Here is a 21077-nt window from a genome sequence, read left to right on the forward strand (position 1 = left end):
CTACTCCGCGGCGACGGCGACGGACTCGAGGTCCGCCAGCGCGCGCCGGTATTCGGTTGGAACGACTTTGACGAAGTGCAGCAGCGCGTCCGGCAGGTCCGCGAGCAGCTCGGCCGCCCTGGCACTCCCGGTCGCCTGCCGGTGACGTTCGAGCAGGATGCGCACGCGCTCCGCGTCGTAGCGCATCGGATGACCCATGCCGTTGTCGCCGACGCTTGTTGTCGCGGGCGAGGGAGCGCCTTCGCCCCATGAGGTGCCTGCAGGGGCGATGCCCTCGAGCTCGACGCTGTCGAGGTTGCACTGATTCTTGAGCTGGCCATCGGGATCGTAGACGTAGGCGATGCCCCCGGACATCCCCGCCGCGAAGTTGCGGCCGACGGGCCCCAGCACGCAAACCACGCCCCCGGTCATGTACTCGCAGCAGTGGTCGCCGGCGCCCTCCACAACCGCGATGGCGCCCGAATTGCGAACCGCGAAGCGCTCGCCCGCGACCCCCTGGAAGAAAGCCTGCCCCGCAATGGCGCCGTAGAGGACGGTGTTGCCGACGATGATGTTGTTCGCGGGATCGCGGTCAACCTGCTCGGGCTGGCGGACGATCAGCGTCCCGCCCGACAGGCCTTTGCCCACATAATCGTTGCCGTCGCCCGTGAGCTCCAGCGTCACTCCATGTGCGACGAAGGCACCGAAGCTCTGACCGGCGGTGCCCTTGAGGCGCGCGACGATGCTGTCGGGGGCCAGGCCTTCGTGGCCGAAGCGCCGAGCGACCTCACCGGACAACATCGTGCCTATGCTGCGGTTCACGTTGCGGACGTCGCGCTCGATCACCACGGGCTTGCGGCTGTCGAGCGCCGGCTTGGCCGCCGCGATCAGGTCGCGATCGAACGAGGTCTCGAGGCTATGGTTCTGGCGCTCCGAGTTCCAGATTGCCGTGCCCTGGGACTTGGGAGCGTAGAGCAATTTGCTCAGATCGATGCCACGAGCTTTCCAGTGATCGACGGCCCGCTTCGGATCGAGCAAATCGGTGCGGCCAATCATGTTCTCCAGCCTGCGGATGCCAAGCGAAGCCATGATCTCGCGCAGCTCTTCCGCAACGAAGAAGAAGTAATTGATGACATGCTCGGGCGTGCCGGTGAACCGGGCGCGAAGCACCGGGTCCTGCGTCGCCACACCGACTGGGCAGGTATTGAGATGGCACTTGCGCATCATGATGCAGCCCGCCGCAATTAGCGGCGCCGTCGCGAAGCCGAACTCGTCGGCCCCGAGCAACGCCGCGACGGCGACATCGCGCCCGGTGCGCAGGCCGCCGTCGGCCTGAACCGCAATCCGTCCACGCAGGCGGTTGAGCACCAGGGTCTGTTGGGTCTCGGCAAGGCCGATCTCCCACGGCAGGCCGGCATGCGTCAGCGAGGTCAGCGGCGATGCGCCAGTTCCGCCTTCGTAGCCGGAGATGGTGACGTGATCCGCCTTGCACTTGGCAACACCCGCCGCGACGGTGCCGACGCCGACTTCCGAAACAAGCTTCACCGATACACGAGCGCGCTCGTTGACGTTCTTGAGGTCGAAGATGAGCTGGGCGAGATCCTCGATCGAATAAATGTCATGGTGGGGCGGAGGTGAAATGAGGCCGACGCCTGGAGTGGAGTGACGAACCGCCGCGATGTGCCGGTCGACCTTGTGGCCAGGAAGCTGACCGCCTTCGCCGGGCTTTGCGCCTTGCGCGACCTTGATCTGCAGCTCGGCGGCATTGACCAGATACTCGGCCGTCACGCCGAAGCGGCCCGAGGCCACCTGCTTGATCGCAGACCGCATGGAATCGCCGTTCGGAAGCGGCGTGAAGCGGTCGCGCTCCTCCCCGCCTTCACCGGTGTTCGACTTGCCGCCGATCCGGTTCATGGCGATCGCCAGCGTCGTGTGCGCCTCGCGGCTGATCGAGCCGAAGCTCATGGCGCCGGTTGCGAAGCGCTTCACGATTTCGCTCGCCGCTTCGACTTCTTCCAGCGGCACCGCTGGGCCGGCCGGCTTGAATTGGAGCAGGCCGCGGATCGTCAGCAGCCGGCGGCTTTGGTCGTTCACGCCCGCCGCAAAATCGCGGTACTTGTCCGGCAGGTTGCCGCGCACCGCGTGCTGCAGGTTGGCGACCGTCTCAGGGTTCCAGGCATGCGCCTCCCCGTTGACGCGCCACGCGTAGATTCCGCCGACGTCGATCGCATCCGTGTCGCCAAACGCACGCTGGTGACGAGCAGTCGTTTCCGCCGCGATCTCGTCGAGGCCCACGCCTTCGATCATCGTTACGGTGCCGGTGAAATATTGGTCGACGACCTTGCTCGACAGTCCGACGGCGTCGAAGATCTGCGCTCCGCAGTAAGACTGGAAGGTGGAGATGCCCATCTTGGACATCACCTTCAGCATGCCCTTGCCGATCGCCTTGATGTAATTGGCACGGACCTTTTCGGCAGAAAGCTCGAGCTCGCGCTCCTGCCGCAGCTCCTCCAGCGTCGCGAAGGCTACGTAAGGGTTGATGGCTTCGGCGCCGTAGCCGGCGAGCACGCAAAAATGGTGCACTTCGCGGGCTTCACCCGTCTCGACGACTAGCCCGGTCTGCATGCGCAGGCCCTGGCGGATCAGGTGATGATGCACCGCCGCCGTCGCCAGCGCTGCCGGGATTGGCACCCGGTCCTTGCCGCCGGTTCGGTCTGTAATGACCAGCACGTTGATATCGGCGAGGACGGCCTCTGTCGCTTCCCAGCACAGCCGCTTTAGCGCGGCCTCCAGCGCCTGGCCGGTGCCGCCCGCCCAAGTGGCGTCGAGGGTCTGCGTACGGAAAGCGCCATCCAGTACGTCGTGAATGCCGCGGATCTTGTGCAGATCCTCGTCGGTCAGGATTGGCTGCGTGACCTCCAATCTCTTGTGCGTGCCAGCGTGGTGTCCGAGCAGGTTCGGTCGCGGCCCGATCATCGATACGAGGCTCATCACCATCGCTTCGCGGATGGGATCGATCGGCGGGTTCGTGACCTGTGCGAAGTTCTGCTTGAAATAGTCGTACACAAGCCTCGGGCGATCCGACAAAGCGGCGAGCGGCGTGTCGGTGCCCATCGATCCGACCGGATCGTCACCGGCCTTGCCCATCGGCTCCAGGAAAAACTTCAGGTCTTCTTCGGTGTAGCCGAATGACTTGCGTGCAGTTTCCATGTCCTCCCTCGATGAGGGAGCGGACTCGAAATTGGCGGGCAGGTCTTCCAGCTTAAACTGGGTTTCGCGAAGCCAGTCACCGTAGGGTTCCTCGGCGGCAAGACGGGACTTGATCTCTTCGTCCTCGACGATGCGGCCTTCATCGAGGTCGATCAGAAGCATGCGGCCCGGCTGTAGCCGCCACTTGCGAACGATGTTTACCTCCGGGATCGGAAGCACGCCGCTTTCCGACGCCATGATCACGCGGTCGTCGTCGGTAACGCAGAAACGCGCGGGCCTCAGGCCGTTGCGGTCGAGCGTGGCGCCGATCTGCCGTCCGTCGGTAAAGGCGATGGCCGCGGGACCGTCCCACGGCTCCATCAGCGCGGCGTAATATTCGTAGAAGGCGCGCCGCTTCGATTCCATCAGCGCATTGCCCGCCCATGCCTCAGGAATGAGCATCATCATCGCGTGGGAGAGCGAGTATCCCCCGGCGATCAGCAGCTCGAGAGCATTGTCGAGACAGGCCGTGTCCGACTGTCCGTGAGGGATCAGCGGCCACATCTTGTCGAGGTCGGCGCCGAGCAGTGGCGATTCCAGCGTACGGCGGCGGGCGTTCATCCAGTTCACGTTGCCGCGAACCGTGTTGATCTCGCCGTTGTGGGCGATGAACCGATACGGGTGCGCCAGCTTCCAGCTCGGGAAGGTATTGGTCGAGAAGCGCTGGTGGACCAGCGCCAGCGCCGACTTGCAGCGCGGATCGACGAGGTCCTTATAGAAAGTGCCGACTTGGGTCGCGAGCAGCAGCCCCTTGTAGACGATCGTCCGTGTCGAGAAGCTTGGGATGTAGAAATCGGCGAGGCCGGGCAGGTCACGCTTCTCGGCTAGTTCCAGGAGCGGGTTCTGAGTCTGCTTGCGAATGGTGAGGATCTTGCGTTCGAAGGCGTCCTGGTCCGCGGCGCGGGGGCCGCGTGCGACGATGGCCTGGCGGATGACCGGCATGGACTCCAGCACGGCCTGACCGAGACCGGCCGTATCGGTCGGCACCTCGCGCCAGCCGAGAAGGATTTGTCCTTCGATCTCGATGAAACGCTCAAGACGGGCAATGGCGACATCGCGTGCCTCCTCGTCTTGCGGGAGGAAGCACATGGCGACCGCATAGTCGCCGGGCGGAGGCAGGTTGACCGAGCGTTCGCCTGCCCAGTCGCGGAAGAGCTCATCGGGGATCTGGATCAGGCAGCCAGCGCCATCGCCGACGAGCGGATCGGCACCCTTGGCGCCACGATGGTCGAGGTTGGCGAGGATCTGCAGGCCGTCGCGGACGATGTCATTCGACTTATCGCCCTTGATATTGGCGATGAAGCCGGTGCCGCACGAGTCATGCTCGTTGGATGGGTCGTACAGGCCTTGCTTTTCTGGCGCTCTTACCACGTCAGATTCCCACTCTTTGCTCATAGGCCCGGATCGCCGTCTCGTGCGTGAGCGTCAGGGCAATTTCGTCGAGTCCGGCGAGCAGGCATTCACGCCGAAATCGATCCATGGAAAAGGTGAAATGATCGCCTGCCGACGAAGTCACTTCCTGCCGGTCCAAGTCGACGCAAATGCTGTGCTGAGGGGCGGATCGAAGCAATGCTTCGACGGCGGAATGCGCTAATTCCACCGCAGCGATGCCGTTCTTGAAGGCGTTGCCGGCAAAGATATCCGAGAAGCTCGGCGCGATGACGGCGCGAACCCCCAGGTCGGCGAGGGCCCAGGCGGCATGCTCGCGGCTCGAGCCGCAGCCGAAATTGTCCAGCGCGATGAGGATGGGCGCGCGTTCGTTCGCGGGATCGTCAAAGACGTTGCCAGAGGTCGCGCGGAGAACTTCGAACGCGTGACCGCCAAGGCCGGAACGGCGGATCGTCTTCAAATGCTCGGCCGGAATGATGAGGTCAGTATCGACGTTGCTTAGCGGGAGGGCGTAGGCGCGGCCCTCGACGCGAGTGAACGGGATCATGCCGCCAGCTCCCCGACATTGCCGACGAGGTCGCGGACATCGGTGAGCTTTCCGGTCACGGCGGCGGCAGCAGCCATCGCAGGTGACATGAGGTGCGTCCGTGCTCCCGGTCCCTGACGGCCGACAAAATTCCGGTTGGATGTCGAGGCGCAGCGCTCGCCCGATGGCACCTTGTCAGGATTCATTGCCAGGCACATCGAGCAGCCGGGCTCGCGCCACTCGAAGCCGGCCGTGGTGAAGATCTGGTCAAGACCTTCCGCCTCGGCCTGTCTCTTCACGAGACCCGAGCCTGGCACGATCAGCGCCTGCTTGATGCGGTCGTGAACCTTGCGTCCGCTGATCACTGCCGCGGCCGCGCGAAGATCCTCGATGCGGCTGTTGGTGCAGCTGCCAATGAAGATGTGCTCGATCGAGATGTCCTGGAGCCGCTGGCCCGGATGGAGCCCCATATAATCGAGCGCCCTGCGCGCCGCCTCGCGCCTTTGTGCTCCTGCAAATCCATCGGGAAACGGAACGCTGGCCGTGATTGGCAGTGCGTCTTCGGGCGTGGTTCCCCACGTGACGGTCGGCGCGACATGGCTGGCATCGATCTGGACCGAACGGTCGAAGCTAGCTCCTTCGTCGGTCTTCAGCTCTTGCCAACACGCGACTGCACGGTCCCATGCCTCGCCTCGCGGAGCCATGGGCCGGCCCTTCAAGTAGGCGAATGTTTTCTCGTCCGGGGCGAAGAGTCCGGAGCGCGCGCCAGCCTCGATCGACATGTTCGCGACCGTCAGTCGGCCTTCGACGCTCATCGCCGAAAAGGTGCTGCCGCGATATTCGATCACATGGCCTGCGCCACCGGCGACACCGATCCGGGCGATGATGGCAAGGATCAGGTCCTTGGGTGTGACAGCAAACCCAAGCTCACCGTCGACCCGGACTTCCAGCGTCTTGGACGGCTTCATTAGCAGGGTCTGCGTGGCGAGGACGTGCTCGACCTCGCTGGTGCCGATACCGAAGGCGAGGGCGCCGAGCGCTCCGTGTGCAGCCGTGTGACTGTCGCCGCAGACAATCGTGGTGCCCGGAAGGGTGAAGCCTTGCTCGGGCCCAACGACGTGCACGATCCCCTGCTCGGCCGCGATGGCATCGATATATGGAACGTCGAACTCCGCGACATTCTCTTCGAGTGCCGCAAGCTGGGCGGCACTCGCCGGATCCTCGATCAGCAGGGGTCCGCCATTGCCTTTCACGCGCGGCGTGGTCGGCAGGTTGTGATCCGCCACCGCCAAAGTGAGGTCCGGCCGGCGCAGCTTGCGGTCAGCAAGCCTGAGTCCCTCGAACGCCTGAGGAGAGGTGACCTCGTGGACAAGGTGCCGGTCGATGTAGAGCAGACACGTGCCGTCTTCGCGCCGCTCGATCACATGCGCGTCCCAGATTTTCTCGTAGAGGGTGCGCGGGCGATCGGTCACGCGCACAGGCCTCGGTTCATGGCGAACAACTCGCGATAGGCGCCACTTCGGGAAAGGCAGTCGCGCAGGTTTTCGCGGACCTGCTCACCGAACTCGGAACAGCTGGCATCGCCGCCGAGGTCACTCGTGCGGCAGCCTTCCAGCAATGTGGTCTCCAGCGCGGAGGCAAGCAGTCGTCCGCTGTCGCCCAATCCGAGTTCTTCGAGCATCATCACGGCGCTGGCGATGGCTCCGGCGGGATTGGCGACGTTGAGGCCCGCAATCTGCGGTGCAGAGCCATGGATTGGCTCGAACAGCCCGGGTCCGCCGGAGCCGACGCTGGCCGATCCGAGCAGTCCGATCGATCCGCCGATCACCGACAGCTCATCGGAAAGGATGTCGCCGAACATGTTCTCGGTGAGGATGACGTCGAAGCGGCGCGGATTGGTGATCAGCACCATCGCGCAGGCGTCGACGTACATGTGCTCCAGCTCGACGCCAGGATAGGACTTGGCGACTTCGGTCACCGTCTCCCGCCAGAGCTTGGAGGTGGCGAGGACGTTCGCTTTGTCGACCGAGGTGACCTTGTGCCGCCGATGCTCGGCTGCACGAAACGCGACATGCGCGATCCGCTCGATCTCTTCGCGAGTGTAGGAGCAGACGTCCGACGCTGCGTCATGGGCAGAGCTGCGCTCTCCGAAATAGATGCCGCTTGTCAGCTCCCGGACGATGAGGATGTCCGCGCCCTTCGAAATGTCCGGGCGCAGGGGCGAGACGTCCTGGAGTGCTTCCAGCACGCGAGCGGGACGGAGGTTGGCGAACAGGCCCAGCTCTTCGCGGAGCTTCAGCAGCCCTGCCTCAGGGCGCTCGGCCGCGTCGTTCCATTTGTCGCCGCCGACCGCGCCAAGGATGACCGCGTCCGCGTTGCGGCATGCCTCGAGTGTGGCCTCCGGGAGGGGCAGGCCATGGCGATCGATCGCCACGCCGCCGAAATCGTGTTCGGAGAAGCGAAGGCCAAGGTCGCGCTCGGCGGAGAGCTCGGTCAGGCAGGCTACCGCCTGGGCGGTAACTTCCGGGCCAATTCCGTCGCCGGGCAAAACAACGATGTTAATCACGCGGCCTGATCCTTCCTGGCGTTCATTTCCCGCAGGTCGCGAACCGCCTGCGCGTTGCTGGCGGCGTCGATGTAGGCCGAGACGCAGCAGGGCAGGATGTCGCGAGAACGAGCACGACCGGCGAAGATCTCTCCGTCCACTTCAATGGTCATTTCGACGAGCACGCTGGCGCCCTGTCCATCGGGCGCATCCTGATCGGGATCGGCCGCGATGTACTGCATCTCCAGGCTGTCGACGCGCGCGGGGACGCCGATCATCTGGCTGACCGCCGCAAAGGCTCCATCGAGTGCTCCAGGAGCACTGGCAATGTCGGTCACGCGCCCCCGTTCGCCATGCTCCAGCTCCACGCGAACCACGGGCCAGGCGCTCACGGAGAGAGGCGCCCGGATATCGAGCTTGGACAGCTTCCACAGGTCCTGCGGCCGATGCGTCTGCGCCTCGGAAAGCAGAGCGACCAGGCGTGCCGTGTCGACGGTCCCGACCTCGTCGGCAACGATTTTGAACGCGGCGAAAGTCTCGTCGAGCTGTTCGCCTTCAAGCATGTATCCGAGCGCCTTGGCACGGGCTGCCAGTGCGTGGCGCCCGCTATGCTTGCCGAGCACGATGCCTTCCGTGGAGAGGCCGATGTCCTCCGGCTTCATGATCTCGTACGTCTCGCGGTTCTGGAGCACGCCGTGCTGGTGAATCCCGCTTTCATGAGCGAAGGCATTTGCGCCGACGATGGACTTGTTGCGCGGCGGCGGCGTGTTGGTGATCTGCGAGAGCGTCCGGCTGGCCGCCATGATCTTGGTCGTGTCGACGTTGGTGGTCGCGTTGTAGAGGTTGCCGCGCGTGCGCAGCGCCATCACCACGTCTTCAAGTGCGCAATTCCCCGCGCGTTCGCCGATGCCGTTCACTGCGCATTCGACCTGCTGCGCCCCTGCGCGGACCGCAGCCAGCGAATTGGCGACCGCCATCCCGAGGTCGTCGTGGCAATGGGTGGAGAAGATCATGCCTTTCGGGCGATCGACGGCGCCGTCGAGGAAGCGGAAAAGATCGTAGGTCTCTTCGGGCGTCGTGTAGCCGACGGTATCGGGCACGTTCAGCGTTGTCGCGCCTTCCGCGGCCGCCAGCGATAGCGCCTCGGCCAGGAACTCGCGCTCGGTGCGGATTGCGTCTTCCGCAGAGAATTCGATGTCGTCGAAATAGTCCCGGCCAAAGGCGATCGACGTACGGATCGCCTCGAGCACCTGGTCCCGCGTCATCTGAAGCTTGGCTTCGCGGTGAATCGGGCTGGTGCCGAGGAATAGGTGAAGGCGCTTGCGTGGAGCAGGTGCCAAGGCGCTGGCCGACGCCAGAATGTCACCGCGTACGGCCCGGGCCAGTGAGCAGATGACTGGGCCCTCGATCGTACCAGCGATCTCCATGATCGATTGAGCATCGCCGGGGGATGCGGCCGCAAAGCCTGCCTCGATGACATCGACCTTGAGCGCGGCAAGGGCCTTGGCCATGCGCAGCTTGGCTTCGGGCGTCATGGAGAAGCCAGGCGCCTGCTCGCCATCGCGAAGCGTCGTGTCGAAGATGCGAACCTGGGTCATGCGAGCGATCCTGCGTCGCGGGCTGCGAGGGAAACGGAACGAACATCGACCAGCCGCGCGAGCTGCTGAGCCAAGACCGGCACGCGTCGGCTCGCCTCACGGGGCTCGACGTCGATCACGAGTGACGCCGTGTCGGCTTTCTCCTTCATGGACAGCCCGCGCAGCACGTATCCGCGCCGCTCGACCACGCCGAGAACGCGGATGACGGCTCCCTCGGCCGGCGTGAATTCGACGGTCAGGCGCTCGGTCACCAGCCCTTCTCCATCATCTGGACGTTGGAGCTGTTGGGCGGGACCAGGGGCCAGACGTTCTCGCGCGGGTCGATCCGGACGTGCAACAGGATCGGGCCGCTGGTGCGAAGCAGGCGCTGGATCGCCGGTCCGACCTGCGAGCGATGATCGATCGTGAAGGCCTCGATCCCGAACGAATGCGCGACTTCCGAGAAGTCGGGATTGTCGCTGAGGTCGATCTCCGAGAAGTTCTCTTCGAAGAACAGCTCCTGCCACTGGCGAACCATGCCGAGCTGGGAATTGTCGATCAGGACGATCTTCAGTGGCAGGCGATATCGGCGCAGCGTCGCCAGCTCCTGAACGTTCATCATGAACGAACCGTCGCCGGACACGGTGATGACGGTCGCGTCGGGTTCGGCGAGCACCGCGCCCATGCCGGCGGGAACGCCGTAGCCCATCGTGCCGAGACCGCCGCTGGTCAGGTGCGCTTGCGGGCGGCTGAATTGGCAGTGCTGGGCAACCCACATTTGGTGCTGGCCGACGTCGCAAGTGAAGATCGCCTTGTCGCCCGCCGCTTCGGAAAGCTCCTTCAGCAGTGCAGGAGCGTAGATGCCCTGGCCCGGAGCATCATAGCGCGGGGCCCACATCTTCCTCTGAGCCCGGCATTGCTGGGCCCAATCCGCAATCTTGGGGACAGCCGTGAGGCGGCCAAGGATCGATGAAACGTCGCCGGCCAGCCCAACCTCCGGAACGCGCAGCTTGCCGATCTCAGCGGCGTCGCCGTCGATGTGGATGACTTTCGCGCGGGCGGCGAAGCTATCGAGCTTGCCTGTCGCGCGGTCATCAAACCTGGCGCCGACGCAGATCAGCAAATCGCAATTGTCGATCGCAATATTAGCGGCGCGCGCCCCGTGCATGCCAAGCATGCCCAGGTAATTCGGCTCGTCCGAGGGGATGCAGCCGAGGCCCTTCAGCGTTGAGACGGAGGGGACTCCCATCCGCTGGGCAAGGTCACGGAGCGCGCGCTCGGCGCGGGCGATTGCGACGCCCCCGCCGAAGTAGATGACGGGTGCCTTCGCCTCAGCGATCAGCGCGTTGGCGAGGGCAATCGAGGCTTCGTCCAGTGGAGCTGCAGGCTCGTCGGGGAGTTCGAACGGTTCCGGATTCGCCGTCAGGACGCCTACGTCTTTCGGAAGGTCGATGAGAACGGGCCCCGGCCGACCGGAACTCGCAATACGGAACGCCTCGGCAAAGATCCTCGGGATGTCGGCAGTGTTCCGGATGATGAAGCTGTGCTTCACGATCGGCAGCGTGATCCCGAAGATGTCGACTTCCTGGAACGCGTCGGTGCCCATTAGCGGCGAGCCGACCTGGCCGGTGATCGCAACCATAGGGACGCTGTCCAGGAAGGCGTTGGCAATGCCGGTGACGAGATTGGTCGCCCCCGGACCGGACGTAGCAAGACAGACGCCGGGCCGGCCGGTGACGCGACCATAGGCATCGGCGGCGAGAGCGGCGGCCTGCTCGTGGCGGACCAGGATGTGCTGGAGGGACGAACCGGTCAGTGCGTCGTACACCGGCATAATGGCGCCGCCCGGGTAACCGAAGACGTGCTTGACGCCTTCGCGTTCGAGGGCCTCGACGACCAGCCGCGCCCCTGAAACGGGCAGCGGCTGCGGCGATGGCGAGGCTTGGGCGGCGCTGCTCATCTTATGCCGCTTGCGGTTGCGCTTGCGGAGCGGGCTGCGGATCGGCCTCCTTCTCGCCGCGAAGCCACGCCATCTTCTTGCGCAGCTCGGCGCCGACTTGCTCGATCGGCTGGGCGAGATCTTCGTCCCACATCCGCTGATATTCGGGCTTGCCGGCCTGGTTCTCGGCGATCCACTGGCGAGCGAAGCTTCCGTCCTGAATGTCGGACAGGACTTCCTTCATCCGCTCGCGGGTCTCGTCGTTGATCACACGAGGGCCGGATACGAAGTCGCCGTACTTGGCTGTCTCGGACACGAAGTGCAGCATCTTCTGGAAACCGCCCTCGTACATCAGGTCCACAATCAGCTTCAGCTCGTGGAGGCATTCGAAATAGGCGACTTCGGGCTTGTAGCCGGCGTCGACGAGGGTCTTGAAACCTGACGCCACCAGTTCGGTCGCACCGCCGCACAGCACGGCTTGCTCGCCGAACAGGTCGGTCTCGGTCTCTTCCTTGAAGGTGGTTTCGATGGCTCCGGCGCGCGTGCCGCCATTACCCCATGTGTAGGCCAGCGCCTTGTCGCGCGCCGAGCCTGTCGCGTCCTGGTAGACGGCGAACAGGCTCGGGACGCCTCTCCCAATTTCGAATTCGCGACGAACGAGATCGCCGGGGCCTTTCGGCGCAACCAGCACCACGTCGAGATCGGCGCGCGGCTTGACCTCGCCGTACAGCACGGAAAAACCGTGAGCGACCAGCAGGGTATCTCCGGGCGACAGGTTCGGCTCGATATCGCGGGCGTAGACTTCGCGATGACTCATGTCTGGGGTGAGCAGGCATACGAGCTGCGCCTCACGTGCCGCATCGGAAGGAGACACTACGCGAAAGCCATCTGCCGTCGCACGTTGTGATGCGCCGCCCCCCGCTCGGGCGCCGACCACGACGTCGAAACCGCTGTCGCGAAGGTTGCGCGCATGCGCGCGGCCCTGGCTGCCATAGCCGATTACCGCGATCCTTGAGCCCTTGAGGACTTCCGGCCTGGCGTCGTCGTTGCTGTAGACCCGTTCCACTCGAGATTTCCTTTCCGCAAAAGAAAACCCCCGCTCCCGGGTTGGGGAGCGGGGGTCTTGGTTCCTGATCCGATTGGACCGTTCGGAACCCTAGCCCGCTCCCCTATCAAGGGTAATAAGTACGATCGTAAGCACGTTGAGGCGCACGTCGATCGACGTGTCCGTAAAGTCGTTCGCAATGAGCTTCGAATTCAGAAGCATCGATCGAACCGCCCCAATCAGGACCCCCACTTTGGGATCCAATCTGATCATTGTTATGCTGCATCGCGACACGGCTAGCAAGAGCAAATTGGCCTGTTAGAGGCGGAATTGCTGCTTTTCTTGTCCGCCGGACCGTGCTTGAGAGGGACAATTGTATCCAAAATGCTACAGGTTCAGCCATGAGTTCCAAGGGTTTGCCGTCGCGCGAAGTCGTCGAAGGGCCGTCGCGTGCCCCGGCGAGAGCAATGCTTCACGCTGCCGGTTTCAATGCGAGAGCGCTTTCGAAGCCGCTGATCGCGATCGTTCACAGCTTTTCGACCGTAACGCCGTGCAACATGCACCTGCGCGATCTGGCCCAGCATGCCGCTCGCGGGATCGAAGAGGCGGGCGGGACCCCGATCGAGTTCAATACGATCGTCGTAACCGACGGTATTGCCATGGGAACGCGTGGCATGCGTGCGTCCCTGATGAGCCGCGAAGTCATCGCGGACTCCGCGGAACTTGCCGTTCGGGGCCACTCGCTAGACGGCGTCGTGTTCATCGTCGGCTGCGACAAGACCATTCCGGCTGCAGCTATGGCAGCGGCTCGCCTCGATTTGCCGAGTGTCGTACTTTACGGCGGCTCGATCATGCCTGGTCACCTGGGGCCCAAGGCGATCACCATCCAGGACGTTTTCGAAGCAGTCGGGGCGCACAGCGCGGGCGCGATCGGCGATCAGGAGTTGCAGACGGTCGAGCAGGCGGCCTGTCCGGGCGCCGGCGCTTGCGGAGGTCAGTTCACGGCCAATACGATGGCATTGGCAATGAGCTTCCTTGGCCTGTCGCCGGTGGGTCTGAACGATATTCCCGCCGTTCACCCCGACAAGAGGGAGGCTGCCGTCGAAGCGGGCAGGTTGGCGCTCGAGGCACTGCGCGCAGGGCGCAATGCGAGAAGCTTCATCACGGCCGAGAGCCTGCGAAACGCAGCGGTTGCGGGAACAGCAACTGCGGGATCGACCAACCTTGTCCTGCACCTGCTGGCGATCGCCCGAGAGGCCGGCATTTCCGAGAGCGCGTTCAACATCGATATCTTCGATGAGGTTTCCCGCTCCACCCCCGTCATCGCCGATTTGAAGCCGGGCGGACGCTTCATGGCGCCCGACATGAGCGCCGCGGGTGGAACGGCGTTACTGGGGCGTCGACTGATGGAAGCCGGACTGATCTCCGACGCTCCAACGGTTACCGGCAAATCGCTATTCGATCATTTCCGCGATGCTGATGAGACGCCAGGCCAGGAAGTCATCGTCACCGCTGATGCGCCTATCAAGGAGCGAGGCGGGTTCGGCATCTGCTACGGCAACATCGCGCCGGAGGGCTGCGTCGTGAAGCTCGCTGGTCACGGGAAGCTTCGGTTCGAAGGACCAGCAAAAGTCTATGACGGCGAAGAGGCTGCGTTCGACGCTGTGACGCACGGACTGATCGAGCCCGGCGACGTCGTTGTGATCCGCGGTGAGGGTCCTGTCGGCGGCCCCGGCATGCGGGAGATGCTCGGCGTTACCGCCGCTATCCAGGGCCGAGGGTTGGGTGACTCAGTGGCGCTGATCACCGATGGCCGCTTCTCCGGCGCAACCTACGGTTTCATGGTCGGCCACATCTCGCCCGAAGCCGCGCGAGGAGGTCCGATTGCACTGCTCGAGACCGGCGACAGCATCGTCATCGACGTGAACTCGCGCGTAGTCGAAACTACTGCCGACCTATCGTCCCGTGCCGCGAACGATTGGCTCGTATCGCCTGAATCGACGGGGGCATTTGCCAAATATGCAGCGCTCGTTGGCTCCGCTTCACATGGCGCAGTGACGCTGCCCCATTAGGGCGGACCCCTCGAGGACCTGCGCAAGATCGTCCAGCTCGGGCGCGCTTCGAACCTTGTAGGTCCGCCGGTTGAGAATGCTCGCAAGCGCCGCCGTCGGTTCGATTTCGCGTCCGATCAGGGGCTCGACCATGTCCGCAAACTTGTAGGGATGTGCCGTCGCCAAGGCGATCCAGTCGCGATCCGAGCGCTCGTCTTTCGGCAAGCGCCACCAGGCTTCGAACGTCGTCGCCGTATGTGGGCATGCGACGTAACCGCTCGTTTCGTAAACAGCCTTGATCCGTGTCCGGATTTGACCGTCGGTGACCAGCTCCACCCTGAGTTCGCTCGGCTGTACACCCAGCGCGGACAGGCGCTCAAAGTTGCTGGGATTGCCGACGTCCATGGCGTTGGCCAGCGTCTGGACCGAGGCGCGAGGCTGGTAGCGCCCCTTGTCGTGCCAGTCCTTGAGCGTTTTGTTCGCATTGGTGGCGAGTACGATCGGACCGATCGGCAGGCCCATCGCCTTCGCCATGAGTACCGCGAAGCCGTGTCCGAGATTGCCGCTGGGAACCACGAAACCGGGCTTCATGCCTGTAGCCTTGAACCTGGCCAAAGCCGCGTGCGCGACATAGGCAAGCTGGGGCAACAGCCTTCCGAAATTGATCGAATTGGCGGATGTCAATCGATGCTCGGCACACAGCGCCGGGTTGCAGAAGGCGGCTTTCACGAGCCGTTGGCAATCGTCGAAATCGCCCTCGATTTCGATCGCCGTGACGTTTTCGCCCCAGCATGTCAGCTGATGCTCCTGGAAAGCGGAGACGCGCCCTTTCGGAAACAGGATAACAGTGCGAACCGACTTGCGTCCGTCGGCAGCGCACCCAACTGCGCCGCCGGTATCACCAGAGGTTGCGACGAGAACCGTCAGGGGTCCGCGCCCGGCAAGCCGCTCGAAGCAATTCATCAGGAATCGCGCGCCGAAATCCTTGAACGCCCCGGTCGGTCCATTGAACAGCTCCAGCGCGTGGAACTGCGGTTTGGCCAGATTGGGGACGACGAGGTTAATCGGGAAATCGAAGGATTGCTCGCAAATCGATCGGAGATGCGGCTCCAGTTCGTCGCCGGCAAAGAAAGGTCGCAAGAGGCGCGCCGCGAACTCTGCCAGTGGCTCATCAGGATTAAGCAAGTCCAGTTCGGCTTTCGGAAGCACCTCGGGCATGTAAAGGCCGCCGTCAGGTGCGGCACCGCTCAGAAGGGCTTCCGATAGCGTTGCTGCAGGCGACTGGCCTCGGGTGCTGACGAACTTCATGCCGCTGCCAGCGCTTCGTCACTGAAAGTGACTTTCACTCCGCCGGAAGACACGGGTGCGCGATACGCTCGCGCAGGGACATCGGCATCCGCGAAGGCCATGGACAAAGCATTCTCAACCGCATCGGCGTCTGCATCGACGGCCCAGGCGAACACGGACGGCCCCGAACCAGAGAATGAGCAGCCCAAGGCTCCAGAACCGAGTGCGGCTGCCTTTACCTGGTTGAAGCAAGGCAAGAGGTGCTGCCGCTGCGGCTCGACAAGGACATCCTCGAAACCGGAGCGCAGCAAATCGAAATCATTGGTCGAGCATCCCAGGATGAACGATGCGACCCGGCGACCATGTTCGACTGCGACCTTCAAAGGTACCTCAGATCCGAGGATGGATCGCGCCATGCGCGTTTCGATCTTGACCTCCGGGTGAAGCACGATCGATGTCACACCGTCGGGCACTGGCACCCGTTGAATGAGGGCAGGCTCCTCCCGCGCGGCAAGCACCAAGCCGCCGAGCAGACTGGCCATGACGTTATCCCAATGAGGCGGGTCCGATGCGACCCGTTCGCCCTCCAGGACGAAGGGCAGGAGTTCGCCGAGCGAGTATGGCTCTCCAAGCACGGCATTGGCAGCGGCTGCTCCGGCGACGGCCGACGCTGCAGACCCGCCCATTCCAGCAGCAAGAGGCACGCCCTTGACGATCGACAGCCGCAACCCGCACGGCGATCCGACCGACTTCAACACGGCGTCTGCAGCGGCGAGGGCGGTATTCGACGCGGTATCGTCCGGAAGTGAGCTGACCAGGCCGCTGACGTCGACGAGGTGGACTCCGGGCCGTTCGTCACGAACCGCAGTGACCACGTCATGTGCTGCTTCGAACGCTTGGCCGAGAATGTCGAATCCAACCCCAACGTTGCCGATGCTGGCCGGAGCGCTGGCGCTGGCGGCTTGGCGGATCATCTGCGCTATGCCCTTAGCCGCACGGATTTTTCGCCCACGACGGGGCGACGGCCGAGCAACGCCCGCTGCGCGTCCATCACGTCCGCGAATACTGCTGTCGCTGTGGGCCACCGACCTGCACCCTTGCCGAAGACATCGTGCACGTTGCCTGCGGAATCGGTGACAAGGAAGCGGTTTTCTTCATCGCGCGCAGCTGCCAGCGGATGGTCCAGCGGCAATGATGCAAGCTGAACTTCCGCCTCGACCGAGCCATCCGGCAAAAGCCGCACGCGACCGACCTGTTTGAGCACTTCGCCGCGTTCCAAGGCTTCCAGCGCTGCGCGAGGTTGGAGGTCACTCAATGACGCTTTGGGCACCAGCGCGGGCTGAAGTGCGATTCCGAAAGCTTCACGTGCGAGGACGGTGAGCTTGTCGGCGGCATCGTGACCATCGACGTCTGCCGTTGGATCCGCCTCGGCAAAGCCCAGCCTCTGCGCCGCCCTGAGCGCGTCCTCGAAGGTCCAACCTTCGGCGAGGCGGCTGAGCAGATAGTTGCAGGTGCCGTTCATCACGCCCTCGACGGAGACGACACCACCCGTGATTCGCCGTAGCGTTTCGATGATCGGGGCACCGCCACCGACCGCGGCCGAGAAGCGGAGACCGCCACCGTGCCGCGCCGCACAGGCATGAAGCGAGTCCCAATGACGAGCTAAAGCGGCCTTGTTCGCGGTTACGACCTGCGCTCCGCGCGCCAGTGCGGAATGGATTGCGTCGGCGGCCAGCTCGGTACCGCCGACCAGCTCGATCACAACGTCGGGATCGTCCGCCAGCGCGTCATCGAGGCTTTGAGTGAAAACGACATTCTCGTTGTGCTGGACGGGAGTGCGAACGAGCACCGGGCCGACCTGGAACAGCTCCGGCTGCGCAAGCAGAAGCTGGAGCACGCCGCCTCCAACCGACCCGCAGCCGAGCAATGCGACCTTGAGCCGCTCCGAGCGGGGAGGGCAGGATTTCGCGGCCGGCAAGCGGGCAATCGTGGTCGCTTCGAGTGACCCCAAGGCCGCGACTTCGATCAGGACGTCTTTCTCGTCCGCGGCATGGATCGCCTTGACCTGGATCAGGCCGCTGCTCGCTTCTTCCGCTTCCGCGTAGCTCATTTGCGAGAAGCGTTCCGCACGCGCATTCCGGGCGGGGTCTTGATCGTAAACGCCGTCCACGTCCTTCACCAGGCGGACCCGGTGGGCGTTGAGACGGTCGGCGAAGAAGACGGCACTGAGATCGGTTCCGCCCCGGCCCAAAGTCACGACCCCATGCTCGGCGTGATCGGCGATGAAACCGGGGACGACGACCGCGTCATTTTCATTGATCCGGGCCCAAACGGATTCCGAATCCAGGCCGGCGAGATTGGAGTCGAGCGGGGACCCCTCGGCAACCAACGCCATCTCGTGCGGGTCGAGTGTGCAGGCCCGCAGTCCTGCCTTGCTGAGCGCTAGAGACAGAAGTGCCGCGGATTGAAGTTCACCGACCCGCGCAAGCCGGGCAACCAGCCCGTCCGGAGCGGCATTTCCGCCGACGCGGTGCGCCTGGGCCAGGAGCGCATCCGTTTCGCCGGCGAGGGCCGACACCACCGCGACGACCTTTTCCCCGTCACGAACGTGGCGATAGATCTCGGCGACGACCTTCGGATAGTCCTCCTCACGTTCGAGGACAGAGCTTCCAAATTTCAGAACGCACAAGCGCTTCGCTTGCACCTCCGGCTTATCGTCTGGCCTGGACATCTCTTGCTCGCTTTCGATCGGTCAGAATTCGGCATAAAAAAACCCGCTCGCCTGGTTCGGGGAGCGGGTCGGATGAAACCTTGTTTAGATGGTTATCAGCCGGTCACGCCCCGCATGCGCGTGGTCATAATCGTCGTAATCATCATCATCGTGCGTTGGGCGTGCAAAACCGCTGCGCTGTCGAGCGCAAGTGCGGCAGTTGAGGTCACGCTGTTCTGCATTGGATCCCAAAAATGCACGGATGATGCGCCGCCGTCAACCCGCAAGGAGGATATCGCGGGGAATTCCAACGTCCAGTGACAAATGGGATACAATTTGTGACCTAACTCCTAACTGTGGATCCAGAGAAGGCACCGCGGCGGGATCCCGATCAGGGGCGTATCTGGCCCGTTCCGCGGACCTGATACTTGAAAGTCGTCAGCTGCTCGGGCCCGACCGGACCGCGAGCGTGAAGCTTCCCCGTCGCAATGCCGATTTCCGCACCGAACCCGAATTCACCGCCGTCAGCGAACTGGGTCGATGCGTTCCAAAGGACGATGGCGCTGTCGACGCGATCGAGGAAATGCTCGGCGGCCTCGGCATCCTCGGCGATGATCGCTTCGGTATGACCGGTCCCGTAGCGGCGGATGTGATCGACTGCTTCGTCGACACCTGAAACCGTCTTCACCGCGAGGACGGGTTCAAGATATTCGGCATGCCAGTCCGCGTCGCTGGCCGCGGCCATCGGCACGATTGCTCGCGCGGTTTCATCTCCGCGAAGCTCACACCCTCCCAGCGCCTCTGCGATGCTCGGAAGCAGTCGGGGAGCGACATCGCTGTCGATCAGCAAGGTCTCGGTGGCGCCGCAAACACTGACCCGCCGCAGCTTGGCGTTGCGGACGATTTCCGCGGCCATTTTCGGATCTGCCGAGACGTGAACATAGGTGTGGCAAACGCCTTCCAGGTGCCCAAGCACAGGCACACGAGCTTCGTTCTGTACACGCTCGACAAGCGCCCTGCCGCCACGAGGGATGAGGAGATCGATCGAACCGTTCAGCCCTTCGAGCATGAACCCAACGGCGGAACGGTCGGGGGTCGGTACGACCTGGACGGATCCGGTCGGCAAGCCAGCTTCGGAAAGAGCCTCGGCAATCGCTTCCCCGATCGCCAGCGAGCTTCGCAGGGCCTCCGATCCCGACCGCAGGATGACGGCATTCCCGGACCGCAGACAAATCGCTGCCGCATCGGCGGTCACGTTTGGCCTGCTCTCGTAGATCATGCCGATTACCCCGATCGGCGTGCGAATGCGCGAAATCTCCAAGCCGTTGGGGCGCGTCCATTGCTCGATGACTGCGCCAACCGGATCCGGCAGATGGGCGATGGCCTCGACCGCTTGCGCCATCGCTTCGACGCGTTCGGGGGTGAGCAGCAACCTGTCCACGAGGGCCGTGGCATCGGCGACGTCTGCCGCGTTTGCCGCCAAGATGCTCTCGGAGTGGTCGCGAATGCGTCCCGCGATTGTGCGAATGGCCCCGCTGCGCTGTTCGGCAGGCGCACCGCGAAGGACGTCGGCGGCGTCTCGGGCATTGCGACCCATCGCTGCGATCTGTTCATGGATGCTCACATCAGCACCAGGTCATTGCGATGGATGAGCTCGTCAGGACCGGAGTAGCCGAGATGAGCTTCGAACTCGCTGCTCGGACGACCCAGGATCGCCTGAGTTTCTGACGACGTATAGGCGGTGATGCCCCGGGCAACTTCCTGGCCCTCCGATCCAAGGACGCGCAGGCAAACGCCGCGTTCGAACGTGCCCTCGACTGCCTTCACCCCGGCCGGGAGAAGGCTTCTGCCGGCCGATAGCGCGGCCATTGCCCCCGCATCGACGCTGACACTTCCTGCCGGGACAAGAGTGCCTGCGATCCATTGCTTGTAGGCGCGCGCGGGCGACCCTTTCGCATCGATGACGGTTGCGCGACCGCCATCGCCAAGCGCGCGGAGCGGATGCCCTCCGCGTCCCGAAGCGATGACGGTCGCGCAGCCGAAACTCTGGGCGATCCGCGCTGCGGCGATCTTCGTCCGCATGCCGCCCGAGCCTAGCCCGGCGCCGGAAGCCCCTCCCGCCCAGGCCTCGACCTCGCCGGTGATGACGGAGATGTGTGGCATATGTTCTGCCGACGGGTCTCGCGACGGGTCGCCGGTGTAGACGCCATCGACGTCCGAGAGGAGGATGAGCAGGTCCGCCTGGATCATCTGCGCGACTCTTGCCGACAGCCGGTCGTTGTCGCCGTAGCGAAGTTCCTCGGTCGCCACAGTGTCGTTCTCGTTCACGACCGGAATGGCTCCGTTCCCGAGCAGCACTTCCATGGTCGCCCTGGCATTGAGCCAACGCCGGCGCGATTCCGTGTCATCGAGAGTCAGCAACAGCTGCGCCGTCGGGATCCCAAATTGCGCGAGTGCTTTGTCCCAGGCCTGCATCAGCAGCGGCTGGCCTGCCGCTGCGGCTGCCTGCTTGAGGGCGAGCTTCGGCGAACGCTTGAGAGACAAGTGTTGCCGACCAAGGGCTACGGCCCCGGAGGAGACCAGGGCGACTTGTTTGCCTGCGCTCCGCAATTTTGCGACGTCGCTCCCCAATCGCGAGAGCCATTCACTCCGGATCCCATTGCCGCCGGGCTCCACAAGCAGCGACGAGCCCACCTTGACGGTGATCCGGCGCGCGGCCTCGATCAGTGCGGAGGGCCGCACGAAAGCCTCTTCGAGTTCGGGCATGGCGGCGGCTCTTA

General features: G+C 64.0%; 16 protein-coding genes. 2 read left to right on the forward strand and 14 right to left on the reverse strand.

The window, feature by feature from the left end:
• From gltB to ABD928_RS13320, 9 genes are read right to left on the reverse strand one after another with little or no spacing between them, the layout of a single operon-like run.
• Window positions 1-4599 carry a glutamate synthase large subunit gene (gltB, locus tag ABD928_RS13280; protein WP_345169563.1) on the reverse strand — a complete coding sequence of 1533 codons (4599 nt, stop codon included), beginning with the start codon at window positions 4597-4599 and terminating at the stop codon, window positions 1-3.
• 1 nt (window position 4600) lies between these two features.
• On the reverse strand, window positions 4601-5164 hold the full coding sequence (gene leuD / locus ABD928_RS13285; RefSeq protein WP_345169565.1) for a 3-isopropylmalate dehydratase small subunit: 564 nt from the start codon (window positions 5162-5164) through the stop codon (window positions 4601-4603).
• Window positions 5161-6615: a 3-isopropylmalate dehydratase large subunit gene (gene leuC, locus ABD928_RS13290; protein ID WP_187714877.1), complete on the reverse strand. Its 1455-nt coding sequence runs from the start codon at window positions 6613-6615 to the stop codon at window positions 5161-5163. Before leuC ends, leuD begins: the two co-directional genes overlap by 4 nt.
• The gene (gene leuB, locus ABD928_RS13295) at window positions 6612-7709 is read right to left on the reverse strand and encodes a 3-isopropylmalate dehydrogenase (protein ID WP_187714876.1); all 1098 of its coding nucleotides are present in this window, start codon (window positions 7707-7709) and stop codon (window positions 6612-6614) included. The genes leuC and leuB overlap by 4 nt, the downstream gene beginning before the upstream one ends.
• A complete protein-coding gene (locus ABD928_RS13300; RefSeq protein WP_187714875.1) occupies window positions 7706-9286 on the reverse strand; it encodes a 2-isopropylmalate synthase in 1581 nt (526 codons plus the stop codon). Before ABD928_RS13300 ends, leuB begins: the two co-directional genes overlap by 4 nt.
• Window positions 9283-9537: an ACT domain-containing protein gene (locus ABD928_RS13305; RefSeq protein ID WP_187714874.1), complete on the reverse strand. Its 255-nt coding sequence runs from the start codon at window positions 9535-9537 to the stop codon at window positions 9283-9285. The genes ABD928_RS13300 and ABD928_RS13305 overlap by 4 nt, the downstream gene beginning before the upstream one ends.
• Window positions 9534-11225, reverse strand: a complete 1692-nt coding sequence (gene ilvG, locus ABD928_RS13310) for an acetolactate synthase 2 catalytic subunit (RefSeq protein WP_187714873.1) — start codon at window positions 11223-11225, stop codon at window positions 9534-9536. Before ilvG ends, ABD928_RS13305 begins: the two co-directional genes overlap by 4 nt.
• A 1-nt stretch (window position 11226) precedes the next feature.
• Window positions 11227-12339, reverse strand: coding sequence for a ketol-acid reductoisomerase (gene ilvC, locus ABD928_RS13315; RefSeq protein WP_345170210.1), 1113 nt, complete (start codon window positions 12337-12339; stop codon window positions 11227-11229).
• A 21-nt stretch (window positions 12340-12360) separates the two neighbouring features.
• Window positions 12361-12522: a hypothetical protein gene (locus ABD928_RS13320; protein WP_345169573.1), complete on the reverse strand. Its 162-nt coding sequence runs from the start codon at window positions 12520-12522 to the stop codon at window positions 12361-12363.
• A gap of 128 nt (window positions 12523-12650) precedes the next feature.
• Between ABD928_RS13320 and ilvD the strand changes: the two genes are divergently transcribed.
• Entirely contained in the window at window positions 12651-14321 is a 1671-nt protein-coding gene (gene ilvD, locus ABD928_RS13325) for a dihydroxy-acid dehydratase (protein WP_345169575.1), read from the forward strand.
• Here ilvD and thrC read toward each other — a convergent pair.
• From thrC to ABD928_RS13340, 3 genes are read right to left on the reverse strand one after another with little or no spacing between them, the layout of a single operon-like run.
• Complete coding sequence (gene thrC, locus ABD928_RS13330; RefSeq protein WP_187714871.1) at window positions 14292-15608, reverse strand: threonine synthase; 1317 nt, start codon at window positions 15606-15608, stop codon at window positions 14292-14294. The two genes, ilvD and thrC, sit on opposite strands and share 30 nt — an antisense overlap.
• The gene (locus ABD928_RS13335; protein WP_223276378.1) at window positions 15605-16561 is read right to left on the reverse strand and encodes a homoserine kinase; all 957 of its coding nucleotides are present in this window, start codon (window positions 16559-16561) and stop codon (window positions 15605-15607) included. The genes thrC and ABD928_RS13335 overlap by 4 nt, the downstream gene beginning before the upstream one ends.
• Window positions 16562-16566: 5 nt before the next feature.
• Window positions 16567-18318, reverse strand: a complete 1752-nt coding sequence (locus ABD928_RS13340; protein ID WP_345169580.1) for a homoserine dehydrogenase — start codon at window positions 18316-18318, stop codon at window positions 16567-16569.
• A 3-nt stretch (window positions 18319-18321) separates the two neighbouring features.
• On the opposite strand from ABD928_RS13340, the gene ABD928_RS13345 reads away from it, so the two are divergent.
• Window positions 18322-18618 carry a hypothetical protein gene (locus ABD928_RS13345; RefSeq protein ID WP_187714868.1) on the forward strand — a complete coding sequence of 99 codons (297 nt, stop codon included), beginning with the start codon at window positions 18322-18324 and terminating at the stop codon, window positions 18616-18618.
• Window positions 18619-18688: 70 nt separating this feature from the next.
• Here the strand turns inward: ABD928_RS13345 and ABD928_RS13350 are convergent, their stop codons facing one another.
• Both ABD928_RS13350 and proB read right to left on the reverse strand, forming a co-directional pair.
• The gene (locus tag ABD928_RS13350; protein ID WP_345169584.1) at window positions 18689-19921 is read right to left on the reverse strand and encodes a glutamate-5-semialdehyde dehydrogenase; all 1233 of its coding nucleotides are present in this window, start codon (window positions 19919-19921) and stop codon (window positions 18689-18691) included.
• Window positions 19918-21063 carry a glutamate 5-kinase gene (gene proB / locus ABD928_RS13355; RefSeq protein ID WP_345169587.1) on the reverse strand — a complete coding sequence of 382 codons (1146 nt, stop codon included), beginning with the start codon at window positions 21061-21063 and terminating at the stop codon, window positions 19918-19920. Before proB ends, ABD928_RS13350 begins: the two co-directional genes overlap by 4 nt.
• Window positions 21064-21077 lie beyond the last annotated feature (14 nt).

The sequence above is a fragment of the Sphingomonas daechungensis genome (assembly GCF_039543105.1).
GTDB classification, from domain to species: domain Bacteria; phylum Pseudomonadota; class Alphaproteobacteria; order Sphingomonadales; family Sphingomonadaceae; genus Sphingomicrobium; species Sphingomicrobium daechungense.